Source organism: Pseudomonas sp. SWRI51, assembly GCF_014268825.1.
Lineage (GTDB): Bacteria > Pseudomonadota > Gammaproteobacteria > Pseudomonadales > Pseudomonadaceae > Aquipseudomonas > Aquipseudomonas farsensis.
Genome location: NZ_JABWRG010000005.1, coordinates 50168 through 75028 on the forward strand (window position 1 = coordinate 50168; position 24861 = coordinate 75028).

At 63.1% G+C, this 24861-nt stretch carries 20 protein-coding genes; 9 read left to right on the plus strand and 11 right to left on the minus strand.

The annotated features are described in order from the left end of the window. Positions 1-99 precede the first annotated feature (99 nt). Both HU720_RS03285 and HU720_RS03290 read left to right on the plus strand, forming a co-directional pair. Positions 100-780: a heavy metal response regulator transcription factor gene (locus tag HU720_RS03285; protein WP_186517206.1), complete on the plus strand. Its 681-nt coding sequence runs from the start codon at positions 100-102 to the stop codon at positions 778-780. After that, complete coding sequence (locus HU720_RS03290) at positions 777-2120, plus strand: heavy metal sensor histidine kinase (RefSeq protein ID WP_202883572.1); 1344 nt, start codon at positions 777-779, stop codon at positions 2118-2120. The genes HU720_RS03285 and HU720_RS03290 overlap by 4 nt, the downstream gene beginning before the upstream one ends. A gap of 267 nt (positions 2121-2387) precedes the next feature. On the opposite strand, the gene HU720_RS03295 is transcribed toward HU720_RS03290, so the two are convergent. The 3 genes from HU720_RS03295 to HU720_RS03305 form a co-directional block, all read right to left on the minus strand. Beyond that, on the minus strand, positions 2388-3632 hold the full coding sequence (locus HU720_RS03295; RefSeq protein ID WP_186517210.1) for a lipoprotein-releasing ABC transporter permease subunit: 1245 nt from the start codon (positions 3630-3632) through the stop codon (positions 2388-2390). Positions 3633-3695: 63 nt separating this feature from the next. Then, a complete protein-coding gene (lolD, locus tag HU720_RS03300; RefSeq protein WP_186517212.1) occupies positions 3696-4379 on the minus strand; it encodes a lipoprotein-releasing ABC transporter ATP-binding protein LolD in 684 nt (227 codons plus the stop codon). 7 nt (positions 4380-4386) lie between these two features. Further along, entirely contained in the window at positions 4387-5637 is a 1251-nt protein-coding gene (locus tag HU720_RS03305) for a lipoprotein-releasing ABC transporter permease subunit (RefSeq protein ID WP_186517213.1), read from the minus strand. A 93-nt stretch (positions 5638-5730) separates the two neighbouring features. Between HU720_RS03305 and HU720_RS03310 the strand changes: the two genes are divergently transcribed. Together HU720_RS03310 and HU720_RS03315 are read left to right on the plus strand one after the other, a co-directional pair. Then, positions 5731-6315, plus strand: a complete 585-nt coding sequence (locus HU720_RS03310; protein ID WP_186517214.1) for a PilZ domain-containing protein — start codon at positions 5731-5733, stop codon at positions 6313-6315. 29 nt (positions 6316-6344) lie between these two features. Next, positions 6345-7061: a glycerophosphodiester phosphodiesterase gene (locus HU720_RS03315; RefSeq protein WP_186517215.1), complete on the plus strand. Its 717-nt coding sequence runs from the start codon at positions 6345-6347 to the stop codon at positions 7059-7061. A gap of 48 nt (positions 7062-7109) precedes the next feature. Here HU720_RS03315 and sthA read toward each other — a convergent pair whose 3' ends face one another. The 3 genes from sthA to HU720_RS03330 all read right to left on the minus strand — a co-directional run bounded on the left by sthA (position 7110) and on the right by HU720_RS03330 (position 10386). Then, positions 7110-8504 (minus strand): Si-specific NAD(P)(+) transhydrogenase, encoded by a 1395-nt coding sequence (gene sthA, locus HU720_RS03320; RefSeq protein WP_186517216.1) that lies wholly within the window; start codon positions 8502-8504, stop codon positions 7110-7112. 206 nt (positions 8505-8710) lie between these two features. Further along, entirely contained in the window at positions 8711-8902 is a 192-nt protein-coding gene (locus tag HU720_RS03325; RefSeq protein ID WP_186517217.1) for a hypothetical protein, read from the minus strand. 20 nt (positions 8903-8922) lie between these two features. Beyond that, positions 8923-10386 (minus strand): glyceraldehyde-3-phosphate dehydrogenase, encoded by a 1464-nt coding sequence (locus tag HU720_RS03330; RefSeq protein ID WP_186517218.1) that lies wholly within the window; start codon positions 10384-10386, stop codon positions 8923-8925. A gap of 167 nt (positions 10387-10553) precedes the next feature. On the opposite strand from HU720_RS03330, the gene mfd reads away from it, so the two are divergent. The 3 genes from mfd to HU720_RS03345 are packed head-to-tail and all read left to right on the plus strand — an operon-like array spanning position 10554 to position 17922. Continuing rightward, the gene (gene mfd, locus HU720_RS03335) at positions 10554-14003 is read left to right on the plus strand and encodes a transcription-repair coupling factor (RefSeq protein WP_186517219.1); all 3450 of its coding nucleotides are present in this window, start codon (positions 10554-10556) and stop codon (positions 14001-14003) included. Between the two features lie 9 nt (positions 14004-14012). Continuing rightward, complete coding sequence (locus HU720_RS03340) at positions 14013-14573, plus strand: CsiV family protein (protein ID WP_186517221.1); 561 nt, start codon at positions 14013-14015, stop codon at positions 14571-14573. 28 nt (positions 14574-14601) lie between these two features. Beyond that, complete coding sequence (locus HU720_RS03345) at positions 14602-17922, plus strand: DEAD/DEAH box helicase (protein ID WP_346656552.1); 3321 nt, start codon at positions 14602-14604, stop codon at positions 17920-17922. A gap of 154 nt (positions 17923-18076) precedes the next feature. On the opposite strand, the gene nagZ is transcribed toward HU720_RS03345, so the two are convergent. Beyond that, positions 18077-19075 (minus strand): beta-N-acetylhexosaminidase, encoded by a 999-nt coding sequence (gene nagZ, locus HU720_RS03350; protein ID WP_186517318.1) that lies wholly within the window; start codon positions 19073-19075, stop codon positions 18077-18079. Positions 19076-19119: 44 nt separating this feature from the next. Then, on the minus strand, positions 19120-19824 hold the full coding sequence (locus HU720_RS03355) for a TetR/AcrR family transcriptional regulator (protein ID WP_186517223.1): 705 nt from the start codon (positions 19822-19824) through the stop codon (positions 19120-19122). Between the two features lie 231 nt (positions 19825-20055). Here HU720_RS03355 and lexA point away from each other — a divergent pair, with 231 nt between their 5' ends. Both lexA and sulA read left to right on the plus strand, forming a co-directional pair. Further along, a complete protein-coding gene (gene lexA, locus HU720_RS03360) occupies positions 20056-20664 on the plus strand; it encodes a transcriptional repressor LexA (RefSeq protein ID WP_186517226.1) in 609 nt (202 codons plus the stop codon). 13 nt (positions 20665-20677) lie between these two features. Continuing rightward, complete coding sequence (gene sulA / locus HU720_RS03365; RefSeq protein WP_186517228.1) at positions 20678-21154, plus strand: SOS-induced cell division inhibitor SulA; 477 nt, start codon at positions 20678-20680, stop codon at positions 21152-21154. 50 nt (positions 21155-21204) lie between these two features. Here sulA and HU720_RS03370 read toward each other — a convergent pair whose 3' ends face one another. From HU720_RS03370 to topA, 3 genes are all read right to left on the minus strand, one after another. Further along, positions 21205-21438, minus strand: a complete 234-nt coding sequence (locus HU720_RS03370; RefSeq protein ID WP_186517230.1) for a hypothetical protein — start codon at positions 21436-21438, stop codon at positions 21205-21207. A gap of 52 nt (positions 21439-21490) precedes the next feature. Beyond that, on the minus strand, positions 21491-22012 hold the full coding sequence (locus tag HU720_RS03375; RefSeq protein WP_186517232.1) for a DUF6586 family protein: 522 nt from the start codon (positions 22010-22012) through the stop codon (positions 21491-21493). A 168-nt stretch (positions 22013-22180) separates the two neighbouring features. Continuing rightward, positions 22181-24790 carry a type I DNA topoisomerase gene (topA, locus tag HU720_RS03380; RefSeq protein WP_186517234.1) on the minus strand — a complete coding sequence of 870 codons (2610 nt, stop codon included), beginning with the start codon at positions 24788-24790 and terminating at the stop codon, positions 22181-22183. Positions 24791-24861 lie beyond the last annotated feature (71 nt).

Here is a 24861-nt window from a genome sequence, read left to right on the forward strand (position 1 = left end):
ACGGGAAGATTACAACTTTGTCAGCTTGGCCGGGCGGCCGGGCCGTCACGTACAATTTGCGTAACCGCCACGGCGTGAAAACCAGGAACCGCATCGCCCATGAAGCTACTGATCGTCGAAGACCAGGCCAAGACTGGCCAGTACCTGGCCCAAGGCCTGAGCGAAGCGGGCTTTGCCACCGAGCTTGCCAGCGATGGCGACACCGGCCAGCACCTGGCGCTCAGCGGCGACCACGACCTGTTGATACTCGACGTCATGCTGCCAGGGCGCAACGGCTGGCAGATCCTGCAAGCTGTGCGTCAGGCCGGCCTCGGCACCCCTGTGCTGTTTCTGACCGCCCGCGATGCCGTAGAAGACCGCGTGCACGGCCTGGAGCTGGGCGCCGACGACTACCTGGTCAAGCCGTTTGCCTTCTCCGAGCTGCTGGCACGGGTACGCACCCTGTTGCGGCGCGGCGTAGGCAGCACCCATGACACCTTGCTGGTGCTGGCCGACCTGCGCCTGGACCTGATGCGACGCCGAGCCGAGCGGGCCGGCGCACGCATCGACCTCACCGCCAAGGAGTTCGCCTTGCTCGAACTGCTGCTGCGCCGCCAGGGAGAGGTGCTGCCAAAATCGCTGATTGCCTCGCAGGTGTGGGACATGAATTTCGACAGCGACACTAACGTGATCGAAGTGGCGATCCGCCGCCTGCGCCTGAAAATCGACGACCCGCACCCGCTCAAGCTCATCCACACCGTGCGCGGCATGGGTTATGTGCTTGAAGAGCGCCGCGACTGATGCGGCATCTATCCCTGGGCGGGCGCCTGGCGCTGCTGTTCGCCGCCTGCACCGCCAGCGTGTCGCTGGGTGCCGGCCTGCTGTTCAGCCACGCCAGCGCCCGCCATTTCATCGAGCTGGACCAACAGCAACTGGGCGGGCGGCTGTCGCTGATGCGCAGCCTGCTGGACGGTGTCACAAACCCTGAACAGTTGCAGGCTCGCGTGCCGGCAATGCGCAGCGAACTGAGCCATCAGTCCGACCTGGCGCTGCGGGTGCGCGGGAGCGATGGTGCCGTGTGGTTCGAGAGCCGCAGCGGCCTGCCCGACGAGCCGCGCCAGCCCGGCCTTGCCACCCTGCACGCCCAGCAGAGCAACTGGCGGAGCCTGAGCACGCCACTGGCCGCCCCCCCCAGCGGCGCGGCCCAGCTGACGCTGTTTCTGGACATCACCCACCACCAGCACTTTCTGCAAGGCATGCAGCGGCTGATCTGGCTCACTGTCGGGCTATCGGCCCTGGCAACCGCGCTATTGGGCGCCTGGGCGGCGCGGCGCGGGCTGAAACCGCTGCGTCAGATGGGCAAGGTTGCCGCGAGTGTCCACGCAGGTTCACTGACCACCCGGCTACCGGCAGCTAAAATGCCCGAAGAGCTGGCCGAGCTGGCCAGCACCGTGAATGCCATGCTGCAACGCCTGGACGACGCGTTCCAGCGTTTGTCGGCGTTCAGCGCCGATATCGCCCACGAGTTGCGCACGCCGTTATCCAATTTGCTCACCCACACCCAGGTCACCCTCACCCGCCCGCGCAGCCTCGAAGACTACCGCGAGGCGCTGCATGGCAACCTTGAGGAGCTGCAGTGGATGGCCCAGTTGGTCAACGACATGTTGTACCTGGCCAAGGCCGATCACGGGCTGATGATGCCCAACCGCCAGGCTCTGGACCTGGCCGCGGAGGCCGATGCATTGCTTGAGTACTACGGACAACTGGCCGAAGACGCCGGGGTGCGGCTGGGCCGCGAAGGCGCGGCGCAGTTCGAGGGCGACCGGCACATGCTACGCAGGGCGTTGTCCAACCTGCTGGACAACGCCCTGCGCTTCTCCCCGGCCGGCGGCGAAATTCGCGTAACGGTGGGGAGCGGGCCCTGCATTTGTGTAGCCAACACCGGCCCGGCCATCGCGCCCCAAGCGCTGGAGCGGCTGTTCGACCGCTTCTATCGAGCAGACCCGGCGCGCCAGGAAGGTAATAGCGAGCATGCCGGGCTGGGCCTTGCGATCACCCGCTCGATCGTGCAGGCACACGGCGGCAAAATCCGTGCAGAACATGCAGATGGCTGGACGCGGTTTGTAATCGAACTGGGCTGAAAAACATCACCATGTCTGGGCTGCTGTCGTGCGAACAACTGGCCAGCGTGGGAGATTCCATGGTCGTGTGCAGGTTTGTGAGGGCCTCATCGCAGGCTGTCGCCAGCTCCCACAGTGAATGTGTCCAGCCTCGATAATGTGGGTTGACCCAGACCCTGTGGGAGCTGGCGCCAGCCTGCGATGAGGGCGGCGCAGGGCTGAATATAACCGACGTGAGCGGCCTTGCGCCGCTCACTCACAGTCGAAGGCTGTTCCTGCGATTACGTTTTACTCGTACCGCAGCGCCATCGCCGGTTCCACCTGCGAAGCGCGGTACGCAGGGTAAATGGTCGCCAGGAAGCTCATCACCAGCCCGGCGGTGCAGATCAGCCCGACGTCACTCCATTGCAGCTCCGACGGCAGGCTGCTGATGAAATAAAGGTCGGAGGTGAAGACATGCTGGCCGGTAACCCGCTCCACCCAGCCGACCACCGTGCTCACATTGAACGCCAGGGCCACACCCAATACGCCGCCAATCAACGTACCGACAATGCCGATCAGGCTGCCTTGAACCATGAACGTGCCGAGAATCTGCGCAGGCGTGGCGCCGATGGTACGCAGGATGGCGATGTCGGTGCCCTTGTCGTTCACCACCATCACCAGTGTGGCGATGATGTTGAACGCCGCCACGGCGATGATCATCAGCAACAGCAGGCCAATCATGGTCTTTTCCATTTTCATGGCGCTGAACAGGCTGCCTTGGGTGTGCGACCAGTCATCGGCGCGGTAGCCCTCCCCCAAGCCTGCGGCAATAGCCTTGGACACCTGCGGCGCGGCGTACAGGTCCTGGAGTTTCAAACGCACGCCTTGCACCTGGCCCGGCGCCCAACTCTGCATGTCGGCCGCATCGGCGATGTGAATGTAGGCCTGCGAGCCGTCAAGCTCGGCACCCACCTTGAAGATACCGACCACCGTCAGGCGGTGCATGCGCGGGGTAATGCCACCGGGCTCATTGCTGAGTTCGGGGACGATGAAGGTCAGCTTGTCACCCGTATTAAGGCGAAAACGCCGGGCGGTCAGCTCGCCGACTACCACACCATAGTCGCCCGGCAGCAGATTCTGCAGGCTGCCCTGAACGATATGCCGGGTGACGATCGACACCTTGCCTTCCTCGGCCGGGTCGATGCCCGACACCTGGATAGGCTGCATCATCCCCTTGTACGAGAACATGCCTTCAAGCTCGGTAATAGGCGCGGCGGCAAGCACCGCCGGGTTGGCTGCGGCGCGCGCGGCAACCTGCCGCCAGTCATCCAGCGGCTGTTGGCCAAGGATCGCGGCATGCGGCACCAGGCCCAGCACCCGCGAGCTCATCTCACGCTGGAAGCCGTTCATCACCGACAGCACCGTGATCATCGCCATCACGCCCAGCGCCAGGCCAATCATCGAAGTCAGCGAGATGAACGAGATGAAGTGGTTGCGGCGCTTGGCACGGGTGTAGCGGGCGCCGATGAACAAAGGCAAGGGTCTGAACATGTACGGGAACACCCAATGAAATAGTGAATCAGGGGCGTATCGAGCACGCCCCGCGCAAGCAGCTCAGATTGCGACCAGGCGCCCGTCTTCAAGGCGCAGCACGCGGTCCATCTGGCGCGCCAGATTGAGGTCGTGGGTCACCACCAGAAATGCCGTCTGCGACTGGGTCGACAGCTCTTGCATCAATTCCTGGATACCTTGGGCGGTATGGTGGTCGAGGTTGCCGGTAGGCTCGTCGAGCATCACCAGGCCCGGGCGGTTGACCAAGGCACGGGCGATGGCCACGCGCTGGCGCTCGCCGCCAGACAGCTCGGCCGGCTTGTGGTTGAGCCGGTGGCCCAGCCCAACACGTTTGAGCAGTGCCGATGCACGCTCGCGGGCCTCAGCGATGGGCGTACGGCCGATCAGCAACGGCATGCAGGCGTTCTCAAGCGCGGTGAACTCGGCCAGCAGGTGGTGGAACTGATAGACGAAGCCCAAGGCGCGGTTGCGCAGCAGGCCACGGGCACGCTCGCCGAGGGCCGACAGCTCTTCGCCAGCCAGCCAAACGCTGCCTTGGCTCGGGGTATCGAGGCCGCCGAGCAGGTTGAGCAAGGTACTTTTGCCCGAGCCCGAGCTGCCAACGATGGCCACCCGCTCCCCGGCATGCAGCTCAAGGTTCAGGCCCGACAGCACCTTTACCGATTCCGGGCCCTCGTCGTAGCTCTTGCCCAGGTTGCGGCAGCTCAACACGGCTTTATCACTCATGCGCGACTCACTCATAACGTAGCGCCTCTGCAGGCTGGGTGCGCGAGGCACGCCAGGCCGGGTAGAGGGTTGCGAAGAAACTCAGGACCAGTGCCGCGCCACAGACCATGTACACGTCCGGGGCCTGGATCTGCGATGGCAGGTAATCGATGAAGTACACATCGGCGTTGAGGAACTTGTGCCCGATCAGTGTCTCGATGCCGGAGATCGCCGCACTGACGTTAAGCGCCCCAAGGATGCCCAGCACGGCACCGATTGCCGTGCCGACCACCCCGATCACCGTGCCCTGCACCATGAAGATGGCCATGATCTGCCCAGGCGTAGCGCCCAGCGTGCGCAAAATGGCAATGTCACCGCGCTTGTCGTTGACCACCATCACCAAGGTAGAAATGATGTTGAACGCCGCCACCGCGATGATCAGCAGCAGGATCAGGCCGATCATGGTTTTTTCCATGCGGATGGCCTGGTACAGGTTGCCCTGGGTCTGGGTCCAGTCACGCGGGTAGAACTCACGCTCGCCCAACTGCTGCGAAATGCTCCAGGCCACGCGCGGCGCCTGGAACAGGTCTTCGAACTTCAGCCGCACGCCCTGTACCTGGTCAGCCCGCCAGCGGTGCAGGCGCGACAGGTCGGCGATGTTGGTCAGGCCAAGAAAACCATCGATCTCGCCGGCGCCCACGTGGAAAGTACCGACCACGGTGAAGCGCTTCATGCGCGGGAACATGCCGGCAGGCGTGACGCTGACTTCGGGGGCGACGAAGGTGACTTTGTCGCCTACCGCCACACCGAGCTTTTGCGCGGCGCGATCACCAATAAGAATACCCCACTCACCCGGCGCAAGCTGATCGAGCTTCCCCTGCAAGAGGAAGCGCTCGATGATCGACACCTCGCGCTCATGCGCCGGGTCAATGCCGTTGAGCAGCATTTTCTGCACTTTGCCGTCGTGGGTCAGCAAACCCTGCATCTGCGTGAACGGCGCTACCGCCGTCACCTGCGGATTCTGCTTTACTTCAGAGGCAAGGGCCTGCCAGTCGTCGATCGGCTGGCCAGACTCGAGCGTGGCATGAGGGACCATGCCCAGCACGCGGGTACGCATCTCGTGGTCGAAGCCGTTCATCACCGAGAGCACGACGATCATCACTACCACGCCCAGGGCGAGGCCGATCATCGAGGTCAGCGAAATGAACGAGACGAAGTGGTTGCGACGCTTGGCACGGGTGTAGCGCGTACCAATGAATACGAAAAGAGGTCTGAACATGTCGGGGCTTGTTCGGATGAAAGGGAACGTCCTTGTGGCGAGGCGCCTACGGCGGCTTTACACTCGGACCACCGCCGTAACCTTGGGTTCGCCATGACGACATTAGACGAAGAAGATCGCCGCGAATACTACCGCATCGAAGATCGGATCGCACTTCAAATCAGCCCACTCAGCGCGGCCGAAGCCCTTGAGACAGAACTGTTGCAGGATGATTCGCCGCTGTTCAACTTGCTCAGCGAGTTGCACCTGAGCGATTTCGAATCGCAGCACCTGTTGCGCCAGTTGAGCGAAAAAGACCGCACCCTCGCCGCCTTTCTGCGCGCCCAGAACAAACGCCTCGACCTGCTCAGCGCAGTGGTTGCCCACTCACTGATCGGCGAGATCGACACACCCATACCGGTCATCATCTCCGAAGGCGGCATCGAGTTCGCGCAAGCGGCGCACATTGCCCCCGGCACCCGCGTGAAGGTAAAAATGGTGCTGATGCCACGTGGCCACGGCCTGCTGCTGCGCGGCCGCGTCACCCACTGCGACCGGCGCCCGGACGGCACCTTCGAGGTAGGCACCGAGTTCATCGACATGACCGACGCCCAGCGCCAGCTGTTGGCGCGCTATATTCTCCAGCGCCAGCAACAGCAAAGGCGCCAGGCACTGGAACAGAACGACCCGGCACCCTGAGCTTATTCATCTGATTTGAAGGAACGAACGTGACGCTGATCTACGGCCACCGCGGCGCCAAGGGCGAAGCCCCCGAAAACACCCTGCAGAGTTTCCGCCAGTGCCTGGAGCACGGCGTGACACGCTGCGAACTCGACCTGCACCTTTCGGCCGACAACCAGCTGATGGTCATTCACGACCCCACCCTCAAACGCACCACCGGCCGACGTGGCAAGGTGGTCGAGCATAACGCCGCCGACCTGGTCACCTACGACGCGCGCAAAGGTGGCCCTGGGCATGTGCAGCCCTGCCCTATTCCGCGCCTTGAAGAGCTGTTCGAAAAATGCCCTTTCGAGCACTGGCAGCTCGAAGTGAAAAGCGCCTCGCGCACCCGCGCCGCCAGCACCGTGCTGGCCATCCGCGAACTGGCGATCGAGCATGGCGTGCTGGACAAGATCACCATCACCTCCAGCTCACGTGAAGTGCTGGGCGCAGCGCTTGAATTGGTACCGGATGTAAAACGCGGGCTGGTGGCCGAATACGCCTGGCTCGACCCATTGAAGGTCGCGCAGAACTACGGCTGCGACATGCTGGCATTGAACTGGACGCTGTGCACCCCTGAGCGCCTGGTCAAGGCTCAGCGCCAGGGTTTGCACGTGTCGGTGTGGACGGTCAACGAGCCGGCACTGATGCGCCGGCTCGCTGACTTTGGCGTGGACAGCCTGATTACAGACTTTCCCGGTTTGGCCAAGACCACCCTCGGGTAGGGCTGAAATCGGTCTCCCCGACCGGCTCAGGCCACCGGCCGGAGCCGCTCAAAAAAGCCGGTTCAGGCCGTCGTAGGCAGCTACCCGATAGGCTTCGGCCATGGTTGGGTAGTTGAACGTGGTGTTGACGAAGTACTTCAGGGTATTGCGCTCACCCGGCTGGTCCATGATTGCCTGGCCGATGTGGACAATCTCCGAAGCCTGGTAGCCGAAGCAGTGCACGCCCAGGATTTCCAGGGTTTCGCGGTGGAACAGGATTTTCAGCATGCCCTGTGGCTCACCGGCAATCTGTGCACGCGCCATGCTCTTGAAGAACGCCTTGCCCACTTCATACGGCACCTTGGCCTGGGTCAGCTCCTGCTCGTTCTTGCCGATCGAGCTGATCTCCGGGATGGTGTAGATGCCGGTAGGCACATCGTTGACGAAGCGCCAGCTGCCGTTGTCGACAATGCTGCCGGCAGCCGAACGGCCTTGGTCGTGGGCAGCACTGGCAAGGCTTGGCCAGCCGATCACATCACCGGCGCCATAGATGTTCGGCACGGTGGTGCGGTAAGCCTCGTCGACTTCGATCTGGCCACGGCTGTTGACCTTGATGCCAATGTTCTCAAGGCCCAGCTTGTCGGTGTTGCCGGTACGGCCGTTGCACCACAGCAAGGCGTCGGCCTTGATCTTCTTGCCCGATTTCAGGTGCAAGATGACGCCGTTATCCAGCCCTTCAACACGCTCGTAGTCTTCGTTGTGACGCACGGTGATGTTGTTGTTGCTGAAGTGGTAGCTCAGCGCCTGCGAGATTTCCGAGTCGAGGAAGCTCAGCAGTTGGCCACGGTTGTCGACCAGCTCGACCAGCACACCCAGGCCGCTGAAGATGGACGCGTATTCGCAACCGATCACGCCAGCGCCATAAACGATGAGCTTGCGCGGGGTGTGGCTGAGGCTGAGAATGGTGTCGCTGTCGTAGACCCGCGGGTGGTTGAAGTCGATGTCTGCAGGGCGGTACGGGCGCGAGCCTGTGGCAATGATGATGTGCTTGGCATTGAGCTTTTCAACCACACCGTTGGCGCAGACTACTTCGATGGTCTGCTCGTCGGCGAAGCTGCCAGTACCAACAAACACATCGACGCGGTTGCGGGCGTAGTAACCGGTACGCGAGGCAACCTGCTTGCTGATGACCTTCTCGGCGCTTTTGAGCACGTCCGGGAAGGAGAACCAGCGCGGCTCGCCGATGGCGCGGAACATCGGGTTGGTGTTGAACTGCATGATCTGCCGCACGGAGTGACGCAGCGCCTTGGACGGGATGGTGCCCAAGTGGGTGCAGTTGCCGCCGACCTGGCGGCGGCTGTCGACCATGGCAACCTTGCGTCCTGCTTTGGCGGCGTTCATTGCCGCGCCTTCCCCGGCCGGGCCGGAACCCAGCACTACTACGTCGTAGTTGTAGACAGCCATGCGTACTCCTTCAGAACTGGCCCACGAGTCACGGCGGCTCGCGGGGCGCGATCATGACGCCAGCGGCGCCATGAGAAAATTCGGGTGCAGTCTAATCAAGCGTGAACGGCGCGCACATTAACCCTTGGTCGCGTCGTAGGCCACTGTTGCCTGCACTACATACGGTTGCGCCGATTCCTTGGCTGCGATCATCCGTGGGCTACCTTTCACTCGCCTTTCACCGCCTGTTCGAACGCAGGCGTGTGACGCATGGCCAGGCCATCCCAACCGCGCCGGCCATTGTCCTTGAAATATTGACCTGAGTCACCCAAGGCCAGGAAAGACACTTTTGCAGCACGTGCAAACAGGCCAACAAACTGCGCCGCAAAAAAAACGGGAACCCTGAGGTTCCCGTTCATTCAACGCACTACCCTGCGGATCAGCGCGGGAATGCTGGCGGGTTGACCCCGGCCATGTCTTCCATCACGCGTACAACCTGGCAGCTATAGCCGAATTCGTTGTCGTACCAGACGTACAGGACTACGCGGTTGTCGTTGGCGATGGTCGCCTCGGCGTCTACCACACCGGCGTGGCGCGAGCCTACGAAGTCGGTGGAGACCACTTCCTGGGAGCTGACGTAGTCGATCTGCTTGTGCAGTTCCGAGTGCATGGCGGTCTGGCGCAGGTACTCGTTGATTTCGTCGCGGCTGGTCGGGTTTTCCAGGTTCAGATTCAGGATGGCCATCGACACGTTCGGCGTAGGGACGCGGATCGCGTTACCGGTCAGCTTGCCCTTGAGCACTGGCAGCGCCTTGGCAGCGGCAGTGGCAGCACCGGTTTCGGTGATGACCATGTTCAGCGGCGCGGCGCGGCCACGACGGCTGCCCTTGTGGAAGTTGTCGATCAAGTTCTGGTCGTTGGTGAACGAGTGAACGGTTTCGACGTGGCCATTGATGATGCCGTACTTGTCGTTGACAGCCTTGAGTACCGGCACGATGGCGTTGGTGGTGCAGGAAGCAGCGGAGATGATTTTGTCATCAGCGCTGATTTCACCGTGGTTGATGCCGTGCACGATGTTCTTCAGCGCGCCCTTGCCAGGTGCGGTGAGGATCACGCGGGCAGCGCCCGGGCAGGCCAGGTGCTGGCCCAGGCCGTCGGCGTCACGCCATACACCCGTGTTGTCGACGATCAGCGCATCGTTGATGCCGTACTGGGTGTAGTCGACTTCGCTCGGGCTCTTGGCGTAGATAACCTGGATCAGGTTGCCGTTGGCGGTGATGGTGTTGTTGGCTTCGTCGATGGTGATGGTGCCATCGAACGGGCCGTGTACCGAGTCACGGCGCAGCAGGCTGGCACGCTTGACCAGGTCGTTTTCAGCACCCTTGCGCACAACGATGGCGCGCAGACGCAGGCCATCGCCGCCACCGGTTTTTTCGATCAGGATGCGCGCCAGCAGGCGGCCGATGCGGCCAAAGCCGTACAGCACGACGTCGGTGCCCTTGCGCGCCGAAACGTTCTGCTGGCCAACTACGTCGGCCAGTTCTTCACGCACGAACTGCTCGGCAGTGCGGCCCTTGCCTTCAAGCTTGAACTTGTTGGCCAGCTTGCCCAGGTCGACGGAAGCCGCGCCCAGTTTCAGCTCGCTCATGGCTTTGAGCAGCGGGAATGTCTCGTGGACGGACAGTTCGGTTTCGTCAGCCTGACGGTGACGGGCAAAGCGGTGCGCTTTGAGAATCGAGATAACCGAACGGTTGATCAGGCTGCGGCCATAGATCGAGCTCACCACGTTGTTGTTGCGGTAGAGCTGACCGATAAGCGGGATCATCGCTTCAGCCAGGGCTTCACGATCGATCCACTCACCAAGACACTGGTCGGGCTTCTGAGTCACGGTAACCTTCCACATGTAGGGGAACAAAAAAGGGGCTACATTATGACGCCCCACGGCGTATCGGGCAATGAGCGCCTGTCGCCGGCCGCAAGCCGCGCAATCAGGCCGTTTGGAGCCTGACAGCGCGCGCCGTCACCGGTACAATCGACCTCTTTGCCGCAACGCTTGGAGTCCAATCTCCCGTGTCAGTTCTGCGCCTACCGCAAATGTCGGCCACAGCCGGCAAACAAACCTGGGGCAACTTGCCCGGCGCGGCCTTGAGCCTCGCCATCGCCGAGGCCGCCAGCAGCGCCGGTCGTTTTACCTTGCTGCTGACCGCCGACAGCCAGGCCGCCGACCGTCTGGAACAAGAGCTGCGCTTCTTCGCGCCCGAGCTTCCAGTGCTGCCGTTCCCCGACTGGGAAACCCTGCCCTACGACCTGTTCTCGCCGCACCAGGACATCATCTCGCAGCGCATCGCCAGCCTGTACCGGCTGCCCGAGCTTGACCACGGCATTCTTGTAGTGCCGGTGACCACCGCCCTGCACCGCCTGGCGCCCACGCGTTTTCTGCTGGGCAGCAGCCTGGTACTGGATGTCGGTCAGAAGATCGACGTCGAACAGATGCGCACGCGCCTCGAAGCCACCGGATACCGCTGCGTAGACACCGTCTACGAGCATGGCGAGTTCGCCGTGCGCGGCGCGCTGATCGACCTGTTCCCCATGGGCAGCAAGCAGCCGTACCGCATCGACCTGTTCGATGACGAGATCGAAACCCTGCGTACCTTCGACCCCGAGACCCAGCGCTCTATCGACAAGGTCGACTCGGTACGCCTGCTGCCGGCGCGCGAATTCCCCATGCAGAAGGACGAGGTCACGCGCTTCAAGGCGCGTTTCCGCGAGCGCTTCGATGTCGATTTCCGCCGCAGCGCGATCTTCCAGGACCTGGCCAGCGGCATCATCCCCGCCGGCATCGAGTACTACCTGCCGCTGTTCTTCGAAGAAACCGCCACCCTGTTCGATTACCTGCCAGCCAACACCCAGGTGTTCTCGCTGCCGGGCGTCGAACAGGCCGCAGAGCACTTCTGGAACGACGTACGCGGGCGCTACGAAGAACGCCGCGGCGACCTCAGCCGCCCGCTGCTGCCACCGGCCGAGCTGTTCATGCCGGTCGAAGACTGCTTCGCGCGCCTTAAACAGTGGCCGCGGGTGGTGGTCAGCAGTGACGAACTCGACGCCGGTGCCGGCCGCGAGCGCTTCCCGGCCCGCGCCCTGCCGGACCTGGCCATCGAGGCCAAGGCCAACCAGCCGCTGGCAGCACTGGCCGGCTTCCTCGACCAGTTCAGCGGCCGCGTGCTGTTTACCGCAGAATCGGCAGGCCGGCGCGAAGTGTTGCTGGAGCTGCTCGAACGCCTCAAGCTGCGCCCGCAGACTGTCGATGGCTGGGCCGATTTCATCACCGGCAACCAGCGCCTGGCGATCACCATCGCCCCGCTGGACGAAGGCCTGCTGCTGGACGACCCAGCCATGGCGCTGATTGCCGAAAGCCCGCTGTTCGGGCAGCGCGTGATGCAGCGCCGGCGCCGCGAAAAGCGCGGCGAAGCTGCCAACGATGCGGTCATCAAGAACCTCACCGAACTGCGCGAAGGCGCCCCGGTGGTGCACATCGACCACGGTGTGGGCCGCTACCTGGGCCTGGCCACGCTTGAAATCGACAGCCAGGTTGCCGAGTTCCTAACCCTGGAATACGCCGAGGGCGCCAAGCTGTATGTGCCCGTGGCCAACCTGCACCTGATCGCCCGCTACACCGGCAGCGACGATGCCTTGGCACCGTTGCACCGCCTTGGCTCCGAGGCCTGGCAAAAAGCCAAGCGCAAGGCCGCCGAGCAAGTGCGCGATGTCGCCGCCGAGCTGCTCGACATCTATGCCCGCCGCGCTGCGCGCAAGGGCTACGCCTTCGCCGACCCGTCCGCCGACTACGCAACCTTCAGTGCAGGCTTTGCCTTCGAGGAAACCCCCGACCAGCAAGCCGCCATCGAGGCCGTGCGCGCCGACATGCTCGCGCCCAAGCCCATGGACCGCCTGGTATGCGGCGACGTTGGCTTCGGCAAGACCGAAGTGGCCATGCGCGCGGCGTTCATCGCCGTGCACAGCGGCCGCCAGGTGGCCATTCTGGTACCGACCACGCTGCTGGCCCAACAGCACTACAACAGCTTCCGCGACCGTTTCGCCGACTGGCCGGTGCGGGTCGAGGTGATGAGCCGCTTCAAGTCGGCCAAAGAAGTCGCCAGCGCCGCAGCCGAGCTTGCCGAAGGCAAGATCGACATCCTGATCGGCACCCACAAGCTGCTGCAGGACGATGTGCGCTTCAAGGACCTGGGCCTTGCGATCATCGACGAAGAACACCGCTTCGGCGTGCGCCAGAAAGAACAGCTCAAAGCGCTGCGCAGCGAGGTCGACATCCTGACCCTGACCGCAACGCCCATCCCACGCACGCTGAACATGGCGGTGGCGGGCATGCGTGACCTGTCGATCATCGCCACCCCTCCGGCCCGGCGCCTGTCGGTGCGCACTTTCGTCATGGAGCAGAACAAGAGCACCATCAAAGAGGCCCTGCTGCGCGAACTGCTGCGCGGCGGCCAGGTGTACTACCTGCACAACGACGTCAAGACCATCGAAAAATGCGCCGCGGAACTTGCCGAACTGGTGCCTGAGGCGCGTATCGGCATCGGCCACGGGCAGATGCGCGAGCGCGAACTCGAACAGGTGATGAGCGACTTTTATCACAAGCGCTTCAACGTGCTGATCGCCTCGACCATCATCGAAACCGGTATCGACGTTCCTAGCGCCAACACCATCGTCATCGAGCGTGCCGACAAGTTCGGCCTGGCCCAGTTGCACCAGTTGCGCGGCCGCGTCGGGCGCAGCCACCACCAGGCTTACGCCTACCTGCTCACGCCGCCACGCCAGCAGATCAGCGGCGACGCCGAAAAGCGCCTGGAGGCCATCGCCAATACCCAGGACCTGGGGGCAGGCTTCGTACTGGCCACCAACGACCTCGAAATCCGCGGCGCCGGCGAGCTGCTTGGCGAGGGCCAGAGCGGGCAGATCCAGGCCGTGGGCTTTACCCTGTACATGGAAATGCTCGAACGCGCGGTCAAGGCCATTCGCAAGGGCAACCAGCCCAACCTGGAGCAACCCCTGGGGGGCGGCCCGGAGATCAACCTGCGCCTGCCGGCCTTGATCCCCGAGGATTACCTGCCCGATGTGCACGCGCGCTTGATTCTCTACAAACGCATCGCCTCGGCGGCCGACGAAGAGGGCCTGAAGGACCTGCAAGTGGAAATGATCGACCGCTTCGGCCTGTTGCCTGAGCCGACCAAGAACCTCATGCGCCTGACACTGCTCAAGCTGCAGGCCGAAAAGCTCGGCATCAAGAAAGTCGACGCCGGCCCCAACGGCGGCAAGCTTGAGTTCGAGGCCGAGACTCCGGTCGATCCGCTGACCCTGATCAAGCTGATCCAGGGCCAGCCCAAGCGCTACAAGTTCGAAGGCGCGACGCAGTTCCGCTTCCTGGTGCCGATGGAGCGCCCTGAAGAACGCTTCAACACGTTGGAGGCGCTGTTCGAGCGCCTCACCCCACAGACAAACTAAGGAAGCTTCATGCGTGCCATCCGTTGCCTGACCCTGCTGCTGGCGTTGGTAGCCCCGACGGCCTTCGCCGAAGGCCCGTATCAGGTAGAAATGATGCTGGTGCGGCAGAACGCCGTGCCGGCGATCACCAGCCCGTTCGCCCCGGAAAACTGGAGCGCCCGCGCGCCACGCCTGGACAAGGCTGCCGAGCGGCGCACCCTGCTCACCGACGAACTAACCCGCCTGCAGGCCACCGCCGACTACACCGTGCTGCTGCACAAGGCCTGGCAGCAGGATAGCGAGAGCATCGCCCTGGGTGCCGGCGTCGAGCAGTTCGGCCACTTTCCGATTGAAGGCAACCTGACCATCAAGGAAAACCGCTTCATCGCCGTCGACGCCAACTTCTGGGTCAACCAGCTCGACAGCAACGGCAGCGTGCTTGGCAGCGAACAGTTCAAACAGAGCAACCGCAACATGAAGGCCGGGCAACTGACCTTCCTCGATGGCGGCCACCTGGCCCTGCTGATCAAGGTAAGCCCCTCCGGCATGCGCAAAATGCCAACGATGGCCCCGGAAATGATGGAGCAGTAAGTTGATCCCAGCTTTTGCGCAGGAACTCATCCGTATTCACCGCGAGTGGACGTACGACTTTGATCGGCGCACGCTGCAACGCGGCATGGATTACGCAGAAGAAGGCCGCAGCGAGATCCTCTCGATCGACGATCTGGATATCCGCGCGCAATGCCACGGCTCGGGCGGCCGTATCTATACCCAGCGGCTCATCCTGGACACCACCGAAGATGGCGTGACCTTCGAAGCCTCCTGTTCATGCCCGGTCGGTAATAGCTGCAAACACTGCGCGGCCGCGTTTTACCTGCTCGAACGCGGCCCCGATCGCCCCGAGGGCGTTCATGGCGGCGAACCAGCCACTGTCACCGCCGGCGCGCCAAGTGCAGAACTGCCGCCAGAGCTTGCCAGCTGGGTAGAGACCCTCGGAGAGCCTCAAGCCCCGAGCGCCGAGCCCGGCAAACGTAAAGGGCCAGCGCTTTACTACCTGGTTGACCTCGAGCAGGGTCGCTGGACGCTCAAAGCGCTCAAGGGCACCCGCCAGCCCGATGGCACACTGAAATTTGCACGCCCGACCGCCTTGGCCGAGCTGATCTACTACCGCCCTCGTTACGTGACTGACGAAGACCTGCGCATTCTGCGCATGATCGACTCCCACCAGGACAGCTACGGCGTGCCGGTGTTACGCCTGGAAGGCAAGCAAGGCGCTGAACTTTACGAGTACGCACTGGCAACCGACCGCCTGCTCTACGGCCCTGACCAGGTGCCAATTACCGCAGGCCCCGAGCAAAGTGCTGATTTTCGCTGGGTGCGCCTGGACAATGGCAGCTACCGCGGCGCCTGGCACCACGGCGACAGCAACGACTGCCAGGCACTGCCACTGGAGCCGCTGTATTACGTCGACGCTGCTGCCGGGTTGAGCGGCAAGCTGCTGCACGACCTCGACCCGTTCATCGCCCGGCAGCTGGCCAGCGCACCTACCGTGCCCGAGCATCTGGTCATTCCGCTGAGCCACCGCCTCAACGCCCTGAACCGTCAGGTGCCCACGCCCACCACCGTGCGCAGCGAGCAACTGGACAACATTCTGCCCAGCGCCCGGCTGACCCTGGGCAGCGTCGAGTTCAGTGCCTACATGCCCAAGACCGGGCGCATGCAGCGGCAGATGCAGCACCGCGCTGCCCTCGCCTTCGACTATGACGGCCTGCTGGCCAGCGGCAACAACGACAAGCCGCTGAGCCGCCTTAAAGGTGACGCCAGCCAGCGCATCCGCCGCCAGCCCGAAGCCGAGCAGGCATTGCGCAAGGTGCTGCGCAGCTTCGGCTTCAAGCTTTCCACCCGGCAAAGCAAGGCGCTGCCGGACAGCGCTGGCGAAATGTTCCAGCTGGCCGATGACGAGGCCTGGCTGCGCTTCGCCCGCGAGGGCCTGGCGCAGCTGCGCGAGGCCGGTTGGGCAGTCGATGTGCACCGCGACTTTGCCTTCAATCTGCACGAGGTGGAGGACTGGTACGCCAGTATCGACGAAGCACCTGGCCATGAGTGGTTCGACCTGGAACTGGGCATCGTGGTCGATGGCCAGCGCCACAGCCTCTTGCCCATCGTGTTGCAATTGCTGCGCAGCAGCCCCGAACTGCTGCGCCCAAGCGAACTGGCCCGGCGCAGCGACGACGAGCACCTGCTGATCGATCTCAACCGCGCCCGTCTGGACAGCCCCGCCCTGCGCGTTGCCCTGCCCTACGGGCGCATCAAGGCGGTGATGGGCACCCTCGGCGGGCTGTACCTTAACGACGCGGCTGCCGGCCCCAGCCTGCGCCTTGAGCGCGCCGACGCCGCGCGCTTGAACGACATCGCCGACCTGCCACTGCTGTGGGAGGGCGGCGCCCAGGTCCGCGACCTCGGGCGGCGCCTGCGCGATGCCCGCGACTTGCAGGTTGACCCGCCACAGGGCCTGAACGCGACCCTGCGCCCTTACCAGCAGCAGGGCCTTAACTGGCTGCAAGCCCTGCGCGAGATGGGCACCGGCGGCATCCTGGGTGACGACATGGGCCTGGGCAAGACGCTGCAGACCCTCGCCCACCTGCTGCTGGAAAAACAATCCGGGCGCATGACCACGCCAGCCTTGGCAGTGATGCCCACCAGCCTTGTACCTAACTGGCTGGACGAAGCACAGCGCTTCGCCCCCGGCTTGCGAGTACTGGCGCTACATGGCCCGGGGCGCAACAAGCATTTTGCCAACCTGGCCGACTACGACCTGGTATTGACCACCTATGCCCTCGCCCCCCGCGACCTTGAACACCTCAAGGCACAGCCATGGCACCTGCTGGTGCTGGATGAGGCGCAGAACATCAAAAGCGCCACCAGCAAGGCTGCCCAGGCGGTGCGCGAGCTGCAGGCCAGCCAACGCCTGTGCCTGACCGGCACGCCGATGGAAAACAACCTGGGTGAGCTGTGGTCGCTGTTCCATTTCCTGATGCCCGGCTGGCTGGGTGACAGCAAGCGCTTCAACCAGGACTATCGCAACCCCATCGAACGCCACGGCGACACCGAACGCATGGCCCACCTGGCCAAGCGCATCCGCCCGTTCCTGCTGCGCCGTACCAAAGAGCAAGTGGCAACCGAGTTGCCGGCCAAGACCGAGATGATCCACTGGGTCGAGCTCAGCGACGCGCAGCGCGACACCTACGAAACAGTACGCGTAGCGATGGACAAGAAAGTGCGCGACGAACTGGCGCGCAACGGTGCGGCGCGCAGCCAGATCGTCATTCTTGATGCGCTGCTCAAGCTGCGCCAGGTGTGCTGTGACCTGCGCCTGGTCAAGGGCACCGAAGCCAAGGGCAGCTTTGCCGACAAGGGCAAGCTGGGGAGCCTGCTGGAGATGCTTGAGGAGCTGCTCAGCGAGGGCCGCCGGGTGCTGCTGTTCTCGCAGTTCACCTCGATGCTGGCGCTGATCGAGCAGGAACTGGTCAAGCGGGGGGTGCGCTACAGCCTGCTGACCGGCGACACGCGCGACCGCAGGGCGCCGGTGCAGCAGTTCCAGAATGGCGACAGCGAAGTGTTCCTGATCAGCCTCAAGGCGGGCGGCACCGGCCTGAACCTGACCGCCGCCGACACCGTGATCCACTATGACCCGTGGTGGAACCCAGCCAGCGAAAACCAGGCCACCGACCGCGCCTACCGTATTGGGCAGGACAAGCCGGTGTTCGTCTTCAAGCTGATTACCCGGGGCACGGTGGAGGAGAAGATCCAGCTGTTGCAGCAGGAGAAAGCGGCGCTCGCCGCCGGGCTGCTCGATGGCGGCACGGGCGGGCAATGGCGGCTGGGGGATGAAGAAATCGAGGCACTGTTCGCGCCCCTGCCCGGCAAACGCGGCCGTTGAAGCCGCCACCTTCAGCCGGTCGGTTTAGGGGTTGGCTTGTTCCGGCCTCATCGCAGGCTGGCGCCAGCTCCCACAGGATCTGGGTCAGCCCACAATATCGAGGCTGGACCCAGTCACTGTGGGAGCTGGCGATAGCCTGCGATGAGGCCACAGATCAATCCAGCAACTGCGCGTCCTTCAACGCCCCCAGCGCTTCCAGCCAGCGCGGCTGTTGGCGGTAGTCGGTCGAGGCAAAACCCTGCGCGCGCATGCGCGCGATACGCGGCGATGGCGTGACGTTCATCCGCTGGGCCGCACTCAAGGCAAGCTCTGCCGCCGCCCGGTCATTGCATACCAGGCCCATGTCACAACCCGCGCTCAGTGCCGCCTCGATGCGGTTGGCGGCATCGCCGACCACATGGGCACCGGCCATCGACAGGTCGTCGCTGAAAATCACCCCATCAAAGCCCAACTCGCCACGCAGGATGCCCTGCAACCAACGGCGCGAGAAGCCAGCCGGCTGGTTATCTACCTGCGGGTAGATCACATGGGCCGGCATGACCGCTGCCAACTGCCCGCTGAGCCGGGTGAATGGCACCAGGTCCGCAGCCCGCAACTGCTCCAGGCTTCGCTCATCTACCGGAATGGCCACATGCGAGTCGGCCTCGGCCCAGCCGTGGCCCGGGAAGTGTTTGCCACACGCGGCCATGCCTGCGGCGTTCATACCGCGAATGAAAGCGCCGGCAAACTGCGTGGCGCGCTCGGGGTTGCCCTCGAAGGCCCGGCTGCCGACCACGGCGCTGCGCTGGTGATCAAGGTCGAGCACCGGCGCGAAACTCAGGTCCAGGCCAGCGGCAATCACTTCGGTGGCCATGACCCAGCCACATTGCTCGGCCAGGTAGTCCGCGTTCGGGTTGTCGGCCAGGGCGCGCATGGCCGGCAGACGCACGAACCCCTGACGCAGCCGCTGCACACGGCCGCCTTCCTGGTCGACGGCAAGGATAAGGTCGGGGCGGATGGCGCGGATCGACGCGCAAAGCTCGCGCACCTGGCGCGGGCTGTCGATGTTGCGGGCAAAGATGATCAGGCCGGCTACTTCGGGCTGACGCAGCAGATGGCGGTCCTCGGCGGTCAGCCAGGTGCCGGCGATATCCACCATCAGGGAGCCTTGCAGGCTGACGGTCATACAGAATCCTTTATTGAATGTGCACGGAGTGCTCAGACTTTCGCCGGGGCGCCAGCCTTGCTGCGTGGGCGCAACTGCGCCGTGGCCATGGCCTGGTCGGTGACGCCGGTGTCGGCGCGCATGCCCGCAGCCAGGAACGGCACCATCAGGCGCATTACCTGCTCGATGGAGGTATTGATGCCAAAATCGGTTTCAGCGATGGCGCGCAGCGCCTTGATGCCCGACATGCTGAACGCCGCAGCGCCGAGCATGAAGTGCACGCGCCAGAACAGCTCCAGCGGCGGAATGCGCGGCGCCGCCTCATTGACCAGCAGCATGTAACGGCGGAACACCTTGCCGTACATGTCTTCGAGGTAGCGGCGCAGGTGCCCCTGGCTCTGACTGAAGGCCAAGCCCAGCAGGCGCATGAAGATCGACAAGTCGTTATTGCTGCGCGGCTGCACCGCCAGCGCCTGATCGACCAGCATTTCCAGCAGTTCTTCAAGCGTTGCCTTTTGCTCAGGGCGCCCCTGGCGGCGCTCGAGCTCACGCTCAAGGCTTGCGCAGAACGGCCCGAGGAAACGGGAAAACACGGCCTGGATCAGGGCTTTCTTGGAACCGAAATGGTAGTTCACCGCCGCCAGGTTGACCCCGGCCTTGCTGGTGATGAGCCGCAACGAGGTTTCGGCGAAACCGCGCTCCGCGAACAGCTGCTCCGCCGCATCGAGGATGCGTTCTACGGTTTCCGATTGGGCCATGAGTATTCCGCCTGACAAACAGTTGTTTGAAACATACGTTTCAGCTCTTCCCCTGTCAAGGTGCCCCTGACTGACCGGTCGCACATTTAAAAGCGCCAAGCGTGTAGCTGCAAGCGGCAAGATGCGGTGTTGTGTTACGGGCTGTGCTGCTTTCTTGAAAGTTGTGGCTTGCAGCTTGCCGCCCACTGTATATAATCCCAGTCACTGTATAAAAAGACAGAGCCCAAGCCCATGCTGAAACTGACGCCACGCCAAGCCGAGATTTTGGCTTTCATCAAACGCTGCCTCGACGACAACGGCTTCCCGCCTACTCGCGCCGAGATCGCCCAGGAGCTGGGCTTCAAGTCGCCCAATGCCGCCGAAGAGCACCTCAAGGCATTGGCTCGCAAGGGCGCCATCGAGATGACCCCCGGCGCATCGCGGGGCATCCGTATCCCTGGCCACGACGCCAAGGCCGAAGAAAGCGGCCTGCCCATCATTGGCCGCGTTGCCGCCGGTGCCCCCATCCTCGCCGAGCAGCACATCGAAGAGTCGTGCAACATCAACCCGGCGTTCTTCCATCCGCGCGCCGACTACCTGTTGCGCGTGCACGGCATGAGCATGAAGGACATCGGCATTTTCGACGGCGACCTGCTTGCCGTCCATACCACCCGCGAGGCCCGCAATGGTCAGGTGGTGGTCGCCCGCATCGGTGATGAAGTGACCGTCAAGCGCTTCCAGCGCGAAGGCAACAAGGTCTGGCTGATCGCCGAGAACCCAGAATTCGCCCCCATCGAAGTCGACCTGAAGGATCAGGAACTGGTGATCGAGGGCTTGAGCGTCGGCGTTCTGCGCCGCTGATCCAGGAGGCGTCATGCAGCCATTCATACAGCCCCAGCAGCAAGTCCAGCTACCCCTGTTCGAGGCGTTCCTTGCCCAGCCGGTACTGCCTGGCCTCAAAGCCAAACAAGCGCCACTCAAGGGCAACCAGCCCGAGCTGTTCAGCGAACTGGCACTGCGCGGCGCTCCAGGGCACTGCCACAGCCTGCTGGCGCCGATCCTGCGCGAACTCAGCGAAGAAGACGACAACCGCTGGCTGGCCCTGATCGCCCCACCCGGCAGCCTCACTCAGGCTTGGCTGCGTGAGGCCGGCCTTAATCGTGAGCGCATCCTGCTGCTGCAACCGGGCAGCAACCAGACCCCACTGCAACTGGCTTGCGAAGCACTGCGCCTTGGCCACAGCCACACCGTGGTCAGCTGGCTGGGCAACCTCAACCAGAGCACGCGCCAACAACTGTTGCGCGCTGCTGCGGCCGGAAACGCACAAAGCCTGAACATCCGCCTCGGCTGATGTTCAGGCTTTGCCTGTGAATAGCGGTTCGCCTTGCGGGCTCTGTGCCCTCAGTGCAGGACTCGCGGCCCTTCGTCACGCTCGAAATCACCTTCTACCAGACGCCCAGCCATCTGTACGCCGACGCTAAGCATGGCCTTGGCGACTTCAACGTGCTGGCCCTGCAGGAATACCTTGGCATCCTCGGAGAAATCCAGGGTTACCAGGGACCCTTCATCCTCGGCACGGCGCAACTCGATCCGGCCATCAGGCAACTCGACAATTTCTAGAAAGGACGTTGACATATAGGGGCCTGCTTTTCACGAAAGGCCAGTAGTGTACCAGCCATGGTTACTATCAGCACTCACTCAGCGCGTCGCGAAAGCGTCTCACCAAGCCTTTAAGATTTTCCCGCCAGGCTTGCAGCTCTGCGTGGGACAGCTCTAGCCGTTCAACTTCATCAAGATTCACCGCTTGAATGAGCGGTTGGGTTACATCGGTTTTGGCGGCTTTCCTGGCGACAGGCGGCTGAAACAATTCGGCATAAGCCTTGAGCAACTGCGCAAGCCAGGTTTGCGGGCTTCGAGCCAGTTCGACCATCTCGGCCATTTCCGGAATTGCCACGCTTTGTAGCATGTCATCCCCCAGCAGCAACTCAGCGCGCGCGGCCGAGGCCTGCGGCAAGCGGTAGAAACCGGCAATCTCGTGGCATAGCCCCAACAGCCCGCCATACAGGTGAAACAGCGCCGCTTCGCGCTCGGCCTGCACCATCCCTTGGGCGTTCATTGCACCACTGCTCGCAGCCTTGGCCATGGATTCCAGGGCAAGGCCTGCGAAGAACAGTTTCTGGTTGGTGCGCGTGTAGAGTTCCTGGGCCATTTTCGATGACTTCCCATGGGCAGCAAGGCGATGCTGCAGTTTCGGGGATTAACCGGCTTCACCGCAAGCACAAACGACCGCGGGGCAAACCCGCCCCCACAGCATGCTGAAAGCTGCTTTTGTGGGAGCGGGCTTGCCCCGCGATGGGCCTGATGCCAAACGCCGAAATCAGCGTTTGTCTTCAACCTTCCACGAACCACCGTCGAAGAAGGCTTTCCAGCCGGTCGGCTTGCCATCGACTTCGGACTGCACGTACTGCTCCTTGGTCTTGCGGCTGTAGCGAATCACCGTAGGACGGCCGTCCGGGTCCTTCTGCGGAGCGTCGCAGAGGAAGTGGTACTTGGGGTCGATCTCGTGCTTGTGCGGCACGATTTCCATCACCAGCGGCGCGCGGGTTTCACGGTTTTTCGGGAACTGGCTAGCAGCCAGGAACAGGCCCGAAGCGCCATCGCGCAGCACGTAGGTGTCATCGACCTTCTCGCACTTGAGCTCAGGCATGTCCACCTTGTCCATCTTCGGTGGCGCAGCCTCACCGCTTTTGAGCAGCTTGCGGGTGTTTTTGCACGCAGGGTTGGTGCAGCCGAAAAACTTGCCGAAACGGCCAGTCTTGAGCTGCATTTCGCTGCCGCACTTGTCGCACTCAAGGCTTGGGCCTTCGTAGCCCTTGATGCGGTAGCTGCCTTCCTCGATCTCGTAGCCGACGCAGTCCGGGTTGTTACCGCAGATGTGCAGCTTATGCTTCTCATCCAGCAGGTAAGCGTCCATGGCGGTGGCACAGATCGGGCAGCGGTGCTTGCCGCGCAGCACCAGCGACTCGGACTCACCCTCGTCGTCGGCGGCAATCTCGTCGCCCGGCACCAGGTTCACGGTCGCCTTGCAACGTTCTTTGGGCGGCAGGCTGTAGCCCGAGCAACCGAGGAACACGCCAGTGGAGGCCGTGCGGATCATCATCGGCCGGCCGCATTCCTTGCAGGGAATATTGGTCAGGGTCGGCTGGTTGGCGCGCATGCCGTTTTCGGCAGATTCGGCGGTTTGCAGCTTTTTGCTGAAGTCGCCGTAGAACTCATCCAGCACGTTCTTCCAGTCACGCTCGCCGTGGGCCACATCGTCGAGGTTTTCTTCCATGCCGGCGGTGAAGCCGTAGTCCATCAGGTTGGAGAAACTCTCCGACAGGCGCTCGGTAACGATATCGCCCATCTTCTCGGAGTAGAAGCGGCGGTTGTGCAACGTGACGTAGCCGCGGTCCTGAATGGTGGAAATGATCGCGGCGTAGGTCGACGGGCGGCCAATGCCGCGTTTTTCCATTTCCTTGACCAGGCTGGCTTCGGTGAAGCGCGGTGGCGGCTTGGTGAAGTGCTGGCTCGGGTCGATCTGCAGCAGCTTGAGCTTCTCGCCCTGCCCCATGTCTGGCAGTACATCGTCCTCGCCCGGCTTGCTCTGTTGCGGCAGAACACGGGTATAGCCATCGAACTTGAGGATGCGGCCCTTGGCACGCAGCTCGAAGTCGCCAGCCACTACGGTAACGCTGGTGGAGAGGTATTGCGCTGGCGGCATCTGGCAGGCCAGGAACTGGCGCCAGATCAGCTCGTACAGACGCTCGGCATCCCGCTCCATGCCGCTGAGCTTGGTCGGGTGAGTGTTGACATCGGATGGGCGGATCGCTTCGTGCGCTTCCTGCGCCCCTTCCTTGCTGCCGTAGACAATCGGCGCAGCCGGCAGGTACTGCTTGCCGAACTCTTTCTCGATGTAGCTACGGGCCATTTCCACGGCATCGGTCGACAGGTTGGTCGAGTCGGTACGCATGTAGGTAATGTAGCCAGCCTCGTACAGGCGCTGCGCCATCATCATGGTCTTCTTCACCCCGAAGCCAAGGCGGTTGCTCGCAGCCTGCTGCAGGGTGGATGTAATGAACGGTGCCGACGGTTTGCTGCTGGTCGGGCGGTCTTCGCGCTTGCTGACGCTGTAGCTGGAAGCCTTGAGCTTTTCAAGGGCAGCCATGGCCTGGGCTTCGTTGAGCGGCTTGAACGCCTCGCCCTTCTCGCGCGCCACTTCGAAACGCACCTTGGCATTGCTGGCGGTGCCCAGGTCGGCGTGGATTTCCCAGTATTCTTCGGGGTTGAACGCACGGATTTCGCGCTCGCGCTCCACCACCAGCTTGACCGCCACCGACTGCACGCGGCCGGCAGACAAGCCACGGGCGATCTTCGACCACAGCAATGGCGAGACCATGTAGCCCACCACGCGGTCGAGGAAGCGCCGCGCCTGCTGGGCGTTGACCCGGTCGATATCCAGCTCACCCGGCTGCGAGAACGCCTCCTGGATGGCTTTTTTGGTGATTTCGTTGAACACCACACGCTTGTAGCGGCTGTCGTCACCACCAATGGCTTCGCGCAGGTGCCAGGCAATGGCTTCCCCCTCGCGATCCAAGTCGGTTGCGAGATAGATGGTGTCGGCATCCTTGGCCAGGCGGCGCAGCTCGTCGATCACCTTCTCCTTGCCGGGAAGGATCTCGTACTTGGCTTTCCAGCCTGACTCGGGGTCAACCCCCATACGCGCCACCAGCGTGCGGCGAGCCTTCTCTTTCGGCGTCAGCGCCGGCGTTTCGGCTGCGGCCTTGCCACGCTTGGCCGCCGGTTCCTTGCTCGCACTGGCGGAACCGCTGGTGGGAAGGTCGCGGATATGGCCGATACTCGACTTCACCACGTACTGGTTGCCCAGATACTTGTTGATGGTCTTGGCCTTGGCCGGGGATTCCACAATGACCAGCGATTTGCCCATGGATCGGAGTATTCCTGAATCTGAAGATAAAAAACGCGTCAGGTGCCGAGACGCGGCACCGCTATATATAG